The organism is Sphaerospermopsis sp. FACHB-1094, assembly GCF_014696195.1.
GTDB classification, from domain to species: Bacteria; Cyanobacteriota; Cyanobacteriia; order Cyanobacteriales; family Nostocaceae; genus Sphaerospermopsis; species Sphaerospermopsis kisseleviana.
On the sequence record NZ_JACJPT010000057.1, the window covers coordinates 21653 to 32360 of the forward strand.

At 35.5% G+C, this 10708-nt stretch carries 12 protein-coding genes; 4 read left to right on the forward strand and 8 right to left on the reverse strand.

What is annotated here, in order from left to right:
* Positions 1 to 31 precede the first annotated feature (31 nt).
* A complete protein-coding gene (gene ureA / locus H6F47_RS16995; protein WP_137667603.1) occupies positions 32 to 334 on the reverse strand; it encodes an urease subunit gamma in 303 nt (100 codons plus the stop codon).
* 95 nt (positions 335 to 429) lie between these two features.
* Positions 430 to 1293, reverse strand: coding sequence for an urease accessory protein UreD (locus H6F47_RS17000; RefSeq protein WP_190650182.1), 864 nt, complete (start codon positions 1291 to 1293; stop codon positions 430 to 432).
* Positions 1294 to 1385: 92 nt separating this feature from the next.
* Between H6F47_RS17000 and H6F47_RS17005 the strand changes: the two genes are divergently transcribed.
* Both H6F47_RS17005 and H6F47_RS17010 read left to right on the forward strand, forming a co-directional pair.
* The gene (locus H6F47_RS17005) at positions 1386 to 2258 is read left to right on the forward strand and encodes a ParA family protein (RefSeq protein ID WP_190346409.1); all 873 of its coding nucleotides are present in this window, start codon (positions 1386 to 1388) and stop codon (positions 2256 to 2258) included.
* A 395-nt stretch (positions 2259 to 2653) separates the two neighbouring features.
* The gene (locus tag H6F47_RS17010) at positions 2654 to 3523 is read left to right on the forward strand and encodes a hypothetical protein (RefSeq protein ID WP_190650184.1); all 870 of its coding nucleotides are present in this window, start codon (positions 2654 to 2656) and stop codon (positions 3521 to 3523) included.
* A 15-nt stretch (positions 3524 to 3538) separates the two neighbouring features.
* Here H6F47_RS17010 and H6F47_RS17015 read toward each other — a convergent pair whose 3' ends face one another.
* The 4 genes from H6F47_RS17015 to H6F47_RS17030 all read right to left on the reverse strand — a co-directional run bounded on the left by H6F47_RS17015 (position 3539) and on the right by H6F47_RS17030 (position 7427).
* Positions 3539 to 3943 (reverse strand): type II toxin-antitoxin system VapC family toxin, encoded by a 405-nt coding sequence (locus H6F47_RS17015; protein WP_096565137.1) that lies wholly within the window; start codon positions 3941 to 3943, stop codon positions 3539 to 3541.
* Positions 3944 to 4237 (reverse strand): hypothetical protein, encoded by a 294-nt coding sequence (locus H6F47_RS17020; RefSeq protein ID WP_096565139.1) that lies wholly within the window; start codon positions 4235 to 4237, stop codon positions 3944 to 3946. It lies immediately after the preceding gene.
* Positions 4238 to 4352: 115 nt separating this feature from the next.
* Positions 4353 to 7022, reverse strand: coding sequence for a ParA family protein (locus H6F47_RS17025; RefSeq protein WP_096565141.1), 2670 nt, complete (start codon positions 7020 to 7022; stop codon positions 4353 to 4355).
* 12 nt (positions 7023 to 7034) lie between these two features.
* Positions 7035 to 7427 (reverse strand): hypothetical protein, encoded by a 393-nt coding sequence (locus H6F47_RS17030; RefSeq protein WP_190650186.1) that lies wholly within the window; start codon positions 7425 to 7427, stop codon positions 7035 to 7037.
* A gap of 334 nt (positions 7428 to 7761) precedes the next feature.
* Here H6F47_RS17030 and H6F47_RS17035 point away from each other — a divergent pair, with 334 nt between their 5' ends.
* Both H6F47_RS17035 and H6F47_RS17040 read left to right on the forward strand, forming a co-directional pair.
* A complete protein-coding gene (locus H6F47_RS17035; protein WP_096565145.1) occupies positions 7762 to 7917 on the forward strand; it encodes a hypothetical protein in 156 nt (51 codons plus the stop codon).
* A complete protein-coding gene (locus tag H6F47_RS17040) occupies positions 7914 to 8264 on the forward strand; it encodes a hypothetical protein (protein WP_190650189.1) in 351 nt (116 codons plus the stop codon). The genes H6F47_RS17035 and H6F47_RS17040 overlap by 4 nt, the downstream gene beginning before the upstream one ends.
* A gap of 92 nt (positions 8265 to 8356) precedes the next feature.
* Here the strand turns inward: H6F47_RS17040 and groL are convergent, their stop codons facing one another.
* Together groL and groES are read right to left on the reverse strand one after the other, a co-directional pair.
* Entirely contained in the window at positions 8357 to 9994 is a 1638-nt protein-coding gene (gene groL / locus H6F47_RS17045; protein WP_096565147.1) for a chaperonin GroEL, read from the reverse strand.
* A 196-nt stretch (positions 9995 to 10190) separates the two neighbouring features.
* Positions 10191 to 10502 carry a co-chaperone GroES gene (groES, locus tag H6F47_RS17050; RefSeq protein WP_096572532.1) on the reverse strand — a complete coding sequence of 104 codons (312 nt, stop codon included), beginning with the start codon at positions 10500 to 10502 and terminating at the stop codon, positions 10191 to 10193.
* Between the last annotated feature and the right edge of the window lie 206 nt (positions 10503 to 10708).

The following is a 10708-nucleotide window of genomic DNA, read 5'->3' on the forward strand; positions in this document are numbered from 1 at the left end:
GGATAATTTGTCGTTTCTTACTCCTTTTATACTATCTAATAGGATTATGCACTGTCACTAACTTTGTCCCATCAGGAAAAGTTGCTTCTACCTGTACTTCATGAATCATTTCTGGTACACCTTCCATCACATCATCTCGTGTTAATAAGGTTGTTCCATAACTCATTAATTCTGCTACGGTTTGTCCATCTCTTGCACCTTCTAAAATCGCGGCGGAAATAAAAGCTACCGCTTCGGGATAATTTAATTTTAAACCTCTATTTTTTCTTCTTTCAGCTACCAAAGCAGCAGTAAATATTAATAATTTATCTTTTTCTTGCGGTGTAAGTTGCATTGTTTTTTCCTCTATATTTCTTCTTATTTTTTATCCTTTAGTTAATAGCTGATAGCTGATAACTGATAGCTGACGGCTGACGGCTGAATGCTTTTTCAAATCTGCCAAACTCTAGGAATACAATTACCACGATTTAACAACGATATTCGTAAATTTTGCCAAATATTTGTAAACCAATTTCTTGCTTCCGATGTAGAATTACCACGATATCGACACAAAAATCCATGTTCTAAACGAGTTACTCCAGCATCAGAGTTATTGATAGAGTTGTGAATAATTAAAGAACGTGCTTGTTGAATAATTTCCGGTGATATGGGAATCCCAACGCACACAAAACTACCAATAACGGGTTTTCCTGCTAAACCGTGGGGACTGTGAAATATTTCTTCCCTACCGGGTAAATATTGTCTATCAATCCACAATGGTTGATTATTTTGCCATATTTCTGTGTGCGATCGCATCTCTCCCTGTACAAATTTTTCTCCTCTCGCACTTCTACCAAATCTCGTAATTTCCCACCCTAAAAAACTACTTCCTGTAGCTAATTTTACTCGCAAATCCTGGCGATAAACTGCACCATTAAATAAAATTGTTTCTTGGGGTAAATATTCTAAACAAGCACCAGCATCAACTTGAATATTTACAGTTTGTTGTGCTTGTAACCCATTACTACGATATATTTTAGCAGCAGTAGCAGTAGTTATTAATACTTGTGTATCTTCTTGCAAGTGAATTTGGGAAGATAGGCGATCGCCCCCCACCACACCTCCAGCAGTATGTAAAATCACACTATGACATATTTTTTCACCCTCTGGATAAAAAGGACGTTGAATTTTTAAAGGTGCTTGGTTGTGGTTATAAATTAATTGTGTAGAATCTTGGCGTTTAGCATAGACTAAATGAAGTTTACCATGCCAACTTTTATTTATTGGGGTATCTATTTGGGTGTTAGGAGTCATTTATAAATAGAGCAATTTTTACTTGTTAATTTTCTACAATTTTAGGCAACAATATAATTATATACCCCTAATGTATCCATCTACCAAAAACTATGACAGCGAAAGTAATCAGTGTTTGCAACCTCAAAGGTGGAGTTGGCAAAACTACCATCGTCATGGCCTTAGCAGAATATTTAGCCGGCGATACCATGTATGGTAAACGGGTACTCGCTATTGACTTAGATCCCCAGAGTAACCTCACTAGCGCCTTGATGTCAGAAGAAGATTGGGAATGGCAATATAATCAAAAAGGATTGACTTTACCCTTTCTTTTAAAAAATGCTGATTATTTTTTAGAAAATGGAAATAATGAAAAATTCATAGTCAAAGAAGAAGTTTCCAATCTCAGAAATAAAAACTCTTTTAATTGTTTACATTTAATTCCTAGCAGTCCGCGATTATTTGAAGTTCAGGAATATTTACCAGCCAATGCAGTAGCAATTTTACATAATATTCTCAATCCTTTACTAGAAAAATATGATTACGTTTTAATAGATTGTCCACCCAGCATTAATAATGTCATCAAAAGTGCTTTTTTTGCCAGTGATTTTTGTTTAATTCCTTGTGTACCCAGCCGGATGTCAATTCACGGTTTAGAACTTTTATTAGAACAAATTGAACAATTCAAGAAAGATTACGACCATAAAATTAGTCCCATTGGCACTTTAATTTCCCGTTATAACGGCACTGTTTCCCAAACGCATAACTTAAATTTTATTATTGTTAATCCCTTCTTTCCCCCAACCTTTGCCACAAGAATACCAGAAAGATCAAAAATAGCTGAAGGTTTGGATTTTAATCATCAATTAACCTATAAACAAAAATATGGTGATGCCCATGAAGTCATGATAGAATTAGCTAAAGAATTTATGAACAGAGTCGATAATAGTGTGATGTATACACCACTCATGGCTAGTTTATTGTAGGTACAGGCGATAAGATCCCCGACTTCTGAGATAAATTTATCATTTATGGACACAATAAATAACAGAAGTCGAGAATCTGGATCTAATTAACTTAGATACTACCTACACTACTAAATCATATAAAACATAATTGATTATTAAGTTTTTTTTAGATATATTTACGGATTTACAAAATTTATCCGTTGCATATTAAACTTATGTTACAGCAGTTTTCATGTCTTTAGACCACAGTCAGGGCGAAGCATTCGGATGATAGTCTTAGGTAAAAACCGATAATTAATTGTCCGAATGCTTCACCCCTACATTGTTGACGCGAAACCTAAATCAAAATGTGGTTTATTTACCTGAAAATATCTGTAATGTGTAATCATTAAAACAAATCCGATAACTGCATTATGCTAAAAATCATCAATACTAGCAACTTATCTTCGATCACAGATACAGTTTCCCACGGTTGGGAAAATACAAAAAACTTCGTCACAGACACAACAGGAAAAACAGTTAATACACTGACAGAAGTTACCAATAAATCATTAAATAGTTTTTCAGAAACAGGAGAAAAAACCAGTCAATCTTTAACTGAAACCTTCCAAGGTGCAACAAATACAGTTAGTAATTCTACAGGAAAAGTAATTAATAAAATAACTGAAACAACAAATCAAGCTAAAGATGCTTTCACTACAACTACATCCAGTGTAATTGATAATGTTAATCAAGTAAAAAACCACGCTGTTGATAGTATTACTGAAAGTGCTAAACAAGCAGGAAATTTAACTAATTCAGTTTCTAGTGCTATAGAAAATGCTATTAATAATTTTTTTAATCATCAATGGGATACTATGACAACTTGGATTGATAATCATCCTACAATTTCGTGGATAATGAAATTATTAACTTTAGCAGTTAATCATCCTGTTATTACTGCTTTCATGATATTTTTAGGTATTTATATAATCTGGAAAATATTTCAACTATTTAGCAAGATATTGGATCAAGGTTTGTTATTTACCTTGAAAACTCCTCTCAAGTTGATTTATGCAATGTTTTCTTTTGGGTTTAAGAATATCTCTAAATTATTATTTTCTGGATTCAAATTTAAGAAATCGGAAGATAATAGTTTGATATTGAATAATGCAATTGCTGATAATATCAGTTTAGATACAAAGCAGGAAATAACAAAGTTGTTGATGAGATTAGAAGCTGTAAGAAAAGAAGAAAATGAGATTTTAGAAAATCTGACTGCACTCTTAGCAGACAATAAGTAAGATTTTCTTTCTTAACTAAGAAATTAACCAGTTTTCTAACTGTAAATCATTAACCCTAGTTAAATCAGAATCATGAGAAACTAAAATTAAATTATGAACAATAGCAGTAGCAGCTATCAAAATATCTGCATCCTGAATAATTTTACCCTTATTTGTTAAATCAGCATGAATTTCTGAGGCTTTCTGAAATATCCTCAAATCATCTAAAAATAAAACAGGATAATCTTGACAAAATTGTGCAAACAAGGCTAATTTTTTAGTGGCATTGCTTCTTAAAAGTCCTCTTTGTACTTCATAGTAAGTTATACCACTAATAGCAATCAATTCACCTCGACGACGCATTTCTGTAATTTTTAATGCGACGTGTAAATTTTGCTTGAGTGATGCAGAAACAATATTAGTATCTAATAAATAACCCATTTAACTACCACGCTTTACAGATTCATCAAAAATTTGCATTTGTTCTGGAGTAAAATCATTTAGCATTCCTGAGACTAAATGTAAAGATAAAATACTTTTAATTCGTTTAGTTAATGATTCTTCGGAAATGCTATTTACATCAGGGACAAATGCGGGATCGAAGTTATGATTGATGTTGTCAATCATTTCCTGTCTATTGAGATTTTCTAGGTAAAGAGGATTATTGTCAATCAAGTTGTTAACAATTGCGGTTAATTTTTGATAATTGGATTGTTGGTTAATACTTTGAGTCATGGGTTATGCTCCTGAAAATTTAGGTTAGATCATTATTATAGCATTTATGATATTTGTTACAGTCCAAATAGATTAATTTTTAGCTGTTAATTAATTAAACTCAATCAAAATATTTCTATACAGCACCTTTTTTTATCATTTCAAATCCATAAACATAAATATCAGCAACCTTATATCTTTTTTCTCTTTCTCGCCATTCAATCAAACCAATTTCATTTAAAAAAGATGCAAACTCTTCAAACCCTGCTATATTTTTTGCTGACTTTTCCCATAATTCAGATAATTCTTCCTTAGATAAAAAAGCTGATTGTTGTTTGAGAGAATCAAAAAATCTAGTGAGATAACGATATTCTTCTTTAATTTCATCACATCGTTGTTTTGAAGCTTTTTGCAATCCAATTTCTAAAGATTTACTGCGTAATAAACGATCTGTTGGAGGTTGAATTGATGACTTCCCTTGATAGCTTAATTCTTGTTCCTTTGCACCCGCTAATAAAATGCTTAAACTGCGAGGAAAAGTAGTACCACTAGAATCCGTTAATCTTTCATGAACCCATCGAGATACATATTTAGCTTTGTCTCCTTTTCTGCGACGACTTCCCCAAAGTAATTCTAAAGCTTTATCAATTGCATCTTCAGTAGTTTGATCAATCGCATCTTCAGCAATGGGAGAAAATCTATTTACCAAATTCTTAAAATCAGGAGATTGTATTGCTTGACGCAAAGCTAATCTTAAAAAATCAACCCTAGTCCATTGTAAAATTAGATCACGTCCAGTAAAATGACTTTTATTATCAAAAATCAAACGATTCCATATATCCTCTCTCAAGAAAATTTTAAATCTAATTTCTGTTAATCTGTTAGCATCACAAGATTGAACTAATTGAAATAATCCCGATAATGCAGATTGTCTTACTTCTCCCGCTTCAGAAAAATCTTCATCTAAATCATCATAAAGAAACCAAATTTTTTGACCTTTAGTTTTGACTTCTTCATGAATAATCATGTTAATAGCATCTTTTACTATTAAACGTAGTTCAGATGTAGATAATTCTAACAAAGCGGTAATATTTTCAGCTTGCCATAATTCCGAATCTAAATTAGTGAAAATTGATTTGATAGGAGTAAATTTTTCACCTTTCTTTCCTTTTGGAAAAGTAAATAAATTTTCTTGATAACATCTGAGTAATAAATAAGCTCGCCAAAATGCCTCCCAAGTGGCATTATTGTCTTGTAAGCGTTGATGAATAATCTGAAATTCATCACGAGATGGACGACTTACTTGGAATCTCCCATGTGCTGATATAAATATCGTGTTATCTAATCTACCACGAGCTAGTTTTTTAGCAAAATTTTCATGTTGAAGAAATAGCCAGTATAATGCAGTTTTACCTGTTCCTTTTCTGCCTCTAATTAAACAAGTTGCATTATCTAAGAATTTATCAAAATCATTGGTACGCTGAAATAGTAAACTTAAATCTTGTCTTTGTTCCGCAGCATTTACTTCAGGAAATTGTAAACTTTCAATAATTTTCCAGCGTGTTTCTGAAGTAGTTAAAATATTTGTTCTTTCAATTTCGTCGGTTTCTTCATCAATTAAATTAACAATTTTATTATAGTAATCTAATAAAGCACTGACAGGGTAATTATCAGCTAAAGCAATAGGTTGAAGATAGGGAATTACTAAAGGTTCTAATATTTCTAATTGCTCATTATCTTCTATTTCAGATTCTTCATCTATCGCTATTTTTATTTCATTTACAAACGATTTATAAATTTCATTTACTTTATCAAGTTTTGTAAGATCAGGAACAGGAGAAAAAACAAAGTTGATGACTAGATTTTCTAAGGTATTTAGTGAATTTAATAGTAGTTCTATCCCTTGTTTATTTTGTTCATTAGGGAAAAGAAAAATAATTGCTTCATCAGCAGCTTGTATTAAAGATAAAGCACCCCATTGATTAATTCCAGTGCGAGAATCAATTAATATAATATCAGGTTTTAACTGTTCATAAATTTCTCGTTTAAAAACAGACCATAAATTTTCATTACCATCAATCACGGTGGTAGCATGAAGATCATCAACTTTAGCAATATAGTCAAGACTCAAACAACCAGCAGGAACAACAAATAATCTTCCTGTAGCATTTGGTATTCTAACTTCACCAAATATGTGAGTAATTAAAATACTTGGGTCTACCCCTTCTGGTAAATAGGAACGCTCATAAAAATAGTCAACAATACCATATTTTGGTTGTGGGTTGAGGTTAAATGCTGTACTTAATCCTGGTGCTTCCAAATCTAAATCTACAGCTACAACTTTACGTCCTCTCAATGCTAAAATCCAAGCTACATGAGTTAATGCTGTAGTGCGTCCTACTCCACCTTTAAAGGAATAAAATGTAACTGTTCTAGGTAAACTAGGTTGACGTTGAGGAAAATTTAATTGATTTTGTGGGTTTGCTGCTTGGATTGCTAAATCTTGCCAGGTTTGGATTAAAGTTATATCAGAAATTTCTGGCGGTGAAATATTAAGTGAATCTGCTTCTTGAGGTGTATATAGAGATAGAAAACCGGGAGATACATCAAAGGATTGTGATTTCAGTAAATCAAAAATTTGTTCTTTACGTTGAGGAATAGATAACCCTAAAAAATAATTACTAACAATAGTTAAATTTAATAAGCCTGATGTAGAAATATTGAGATCAACCCATTCCTGGGACTTATTATGTACATATTGATTTCTGATTTCCTGCTTTAGTAATAACTTCCAATTTTCTTGCATTTTATCACCTCTTTACAGTTGAGCAGCTTGCTTGATTAACCAACTCTGAATACTTTTGTATGCGTATAACCAGAGTTTATAACTTGATTCATCAGGCTCAACACCAGAATAACGCAAATCTATAAAATGTTGACCCATTGGATTTTCAACTTGATCAAGCCATTTTCTAGCTTCTGCAAAATTATCAATTCTGTATTTAAGTTTATTATGTTGTTTCAAAATTTCCATGTAACTATGTGTTCTTAATTGTTCAGTGTTAACGCCAGAGACAGTATTACAAATAATTGATTTTAATAGACACTCAATGGTAATTCCACCAAAGTGCATAGCTCCTATTTTTCGCAAAGGCTTTAGTGTTTCAGTATCAGTATGGCGTTCTAAAAAAGCTGCCTGATAATCTTCCATACTTAATAATTAAAATCAAAATTTAAGCCTAATCAGTATATTACAAGATCAGGATTGTCTGATAAATTGATTTGTTTATTTTTATTCTCCTCCCCCTCTGTATTTGTTGCTTTAAGTTGGGAAACCCGCCCACGTATCTCCCCAAATCACTGGCTTCTCTGCACCTCTGTAGTGAGATAAAAAACATACCTCCATACACAACTGTACACAATTGTAAATTTATATTGCTAAAAGAATCGCATTACATCATGATGTAATGACTGCTAATAAGATGAGACAAAATCACCAACAAATCATAAGATGATGTCAGAACCTATATATTTCTTATGAATCAATGAGTAAAAAACTTAACGCAGTAATTCCTGATGAAACCTGGCAAGCATTAGAAGAAATTGCCAAAAAAGAACAAAGAACCAAAAGCCAAATGGCGGCGATTTTACTAGGGGAAGCATTGGCCAACCGTCAACAACAACCGCAGAAAACATCATGACCACAGAACAACATCTCCAAGAATTAACCGTCAAACAAGAACGCACCCAAACCCAGTTAGATCAACTATCAAGCCGAGTTGATGAGTTTGTCTTTCATGCTCAACGCTTATTTAACAAAATGGGTGAAGACGTGGAAATCACAAAAGCACGGACTGACAGACTAGAAGCACTGATGCTGAAAATGGATCGAAACTATGAAGCGCAACAATCACAACTGCAAGAATTTCAAAGACAAACCCAGGAATTTCAAAGACAAACCCAAGAATTTCAACGCACAACAGGCGCTGCTCTAGAACGTATAGATAGAGTCTTAGACTACCTCCTAAGACAAAGCGGACAGAATTAACCTCTTTCTGCGTTCTCTGCGCCTCTGCGTGACATAAAAAAATAGCCGCCCCCAACAGAAGCGGCCATCATTTAATTTGTTAACAAAAGACCTTAGTAATCGAAATCTCCGCCACCCATACCAGCACCAGCAGCAGGAGCAGCATCTTTAGGTTCTGGTTTGTCAACAATGATACATTCAGTTGTTAACACCATACCAGCGATAGAAGCAGCGTTTTGCAAAGCAGAACGAGTTACCTTAGCGGGATCAACAATACCAGCCTCCAACATATCAACAAATTCGTTGGTAGAAGCGTTGAAACCAATGTTGAAATCTTTTTCTTTCACTCTTTCAGCTATTACAGCACCGTTTTGACCAGCGTTTTCTGCAATTCTTTTCAGAGGAGCAGGTAAAGCACGAACGACGATTAAAGCACCAGTCAACTCTTCATTTTTGAGGTTGCTGTTAGCCCAAGTTTCCAACTGAGGAGCGAGGTGAGCTAAGGTTGTACCACCACCGGGAACAATACCTTCTTCTACAGCAGCTTTGGTTGCGTTGATAGCATCTTCCAAACGCAGCTTCTTGTCTTTCATTTCGGTTTCGGTAGCTGCACCAACTTTCACAACAGCTACACCACCGGATAATTTAGCCAAACGCTCTTGCAGTTTTTCCTTGTCGTAGGAAGATTCGGTTTCATCCATCTGACGACGGATTTGTTCGCAACGAGCTTTAACACCAGCTTCGTTACCTTCAGCCACAATGGTGGTGCTGTCTTTGGTGATGGTGATGCGGCGAGCTTTACCTAAGCCATCTAGCTTGGTGCTTTCTAACTTCAGACCAGCATCTTCAGTGATGACTTGACCACCAGTGAGAACTGCGATATCTTCTAACATCGCTTTCCGGCGATCGCCAAAACCAGGAGCTTTTACAGCAGCTACGTTCAGCACACCACGTAAACGGTTAACAACCAAAGTAGCTAAAGCTTCTTTTTCAATATCTTCAGCGATAATAACCAGGGGCTTACCTTGACGTGCAACTTGCTCAAGTACAGGTACTAAATCTTGTACCAAAGCAATTTTCTTATCGGTGAGCAGGATGTAAGGATCATCAAAAATCGCTTCCATCCGTTCTGCATCGGTAGCGAAGTAAGGGGAAATATAACCCTTATCAAAACGCATACCTTCGGTAATTTCCAATTCGGTGGTCATGGACTTTCCTTCTTCCAAGGAAATTACACCTTCTTTACCCACCTTATCCATAGCTTGGGCGATCATGCTGCCGACTTCATCATCGTTACCAGCAGAGATAGCACCAACTTGAGCGATCGCCTTAGAATCTTCTACAGGACGAGCGTGTTCAGCAATTCTTTCTACTAAAAACGCAGTAGCTTTATCAATACCGCGCTTCAACAGAATTGCGTTAGCGCCAGCAGCTACGTTCCGTAAACCTTCTTTAACAATTGCATGAGCCAAAACGGTAGCGGTGGTTGTACCATCACCAGCAGCGTCATTGGTCTTAGAAGCAGCTTGGCGAATCAAAGAAACGCCAGTATTTTCAATATGGTCTTCTAATTCAATTTCTTTAGCGATGGTAACACCATCATTGACGATTTGAGGAGCGCCAAATTTCTTCTCTAAAACTACGTTACGACCTTTGGGTCCAAGGGTGACAGCAACAGCTTCAGCCAGAATATCAATACCACGCTCAAGGGCGCGACGGGCGTTTTCGTTGTAAATAATGCGCTTTGCCATAATCTGTGTAATTCTGGTGTGTAATTCTGGAATTGGTTATTTGTTGGTTGTCAATTTTCTGTTTTCAGTTCTGAAGTGGGGTGTGATTTTATATCAATCCAAAATCCAAAATCCAAAATCCAAAATCTAAAATCTAAAATTCAAATTTTGACTTTTGACTTTTGACTTTTGAATTGTTTGACCCCTCATCACTCAATTAGCTGACTACTGCTAGAATGTCTTTCTCAGAAAGTAGTACATATTCATCAGTGCCGAGCTTCACGTCTGTGCCAGCGTACTTGGAGTACAGCACTTTATCACCGACTTTAATTTCCAATTCTTGACGGCTACCGTCATCATTCCGCTTGCCTGGTCCAAGGGCTACCACTTCACCTACTTGGGGTTTTTCCTTAGCGGTGTCGGGCAAATATAGACCACCTGCGGTCTTTTCTTCAGCGGCGGTCACTTTTACAAAAACGCGATCGCCTAAAGGTTTAACTGTAGATACGCTTAGAGATACGGCTGCCATAAATTTTTTCTCCAGAGTTAGCACTCTCAACTCCTGAGTGCTAATCTACCGAAAAACAGCAACAAATGGCAACAATCTTTTCTGTACGGGTTTCCGAACTGGTGACTGGGGACTGGGGACTGGTTGGGGACTGGTTATTGGGGACTGGGGACTGGGGACTGGTGACTGGGGACTGGGGACTGGGGACTGGGGACTGGGGACTGGGG

Excerpts from the sequence above, each read along its gene's own strand:
- H6F47_RS17000 (WP_190650182.1), bottom strand. The coding sequence starts at position 1,293 with ATGACTCCTAACACCCAAATAGATACCCCAATAAATAAAAGTTGGCAT.
- H6F47_RS17015 (WP_096565137.1), bottom strand. The coding sequence starts at position 3,943 with ATGGGTTATTTATTAGATACTAATATTGTTTCTGCATCACTCAAGCAA.
- H6F47_RS17020 (WP_096565139.1), bottom strand. The coding sequence starts at position 4,237 with ATGACTCAAAGTATTAACCAACAATCCAATTATCAAAAATTAACCGCA.
- groL (WP_096565147.1), bottom strand. The coding sequence starts at position 9,994 with ATGGCAAAGCGCATTATTTACAACGAAAACGCCCGTCGCGCCCTTGAG.
- H6F47_RS17040 (WP_190650189.1), top strand. The coding sequence starts at position 7,914 with ATGACCACAGAACAACATCTCCAAGAATTAACCGTCAAACAAGAACGC.
- H6F47_RS17035 (WP_096565145.1), top strand. The coding sequence starts at position 7,762 with ATGAGTAAAAAACTTAACGCAGTAATTCCTGATGAAACCTGGCAAGCA.
- ureA (WP_137667603.1), bottom strand. The coding sequence starts at position 334 with ATGCAACTTACACCGCAAGAAAAAGATAAATTATTAATATTTACTGCT.
- H6F47_RS17025 (WP_096565141.1), bottom strand. The coding sequence starts at position 7,022 with ATGCAAGAAAATTGGAAGTTATTACTAAAGCAGGAAATCAGAAATCAA.
- H6F47_RS17030 (WP_190650186.1), bottom strand. The coding sequence starts at position 7,427 with ATGGAAGATTATCAGGCAGCTTTTTTAGAACGCCATACTGATACTGAA.
- groES (WP_096572532.1), bottom strand. The coding sequence starts at position 10,502 with ATGGCAGCCGTATCTCTAAGCGTATCTACAGTTAAACCTTTAGGCGAT.
- H6F47_RS17010 (WP_190650184.1), top strand. The coding sequence starts at position 2,654 with ATGCTAAAAATCATCAATACTAGCAACTTATCTTCGATCACAGATACA.
- H6F47_RS17005 (WP_190346409.1), top strand. The coding sequence starts at position 1,386 with ATGACAGCGAAAGTAATCAGTGTTTGCAACCTCAAAGGTGGAGTTGGC.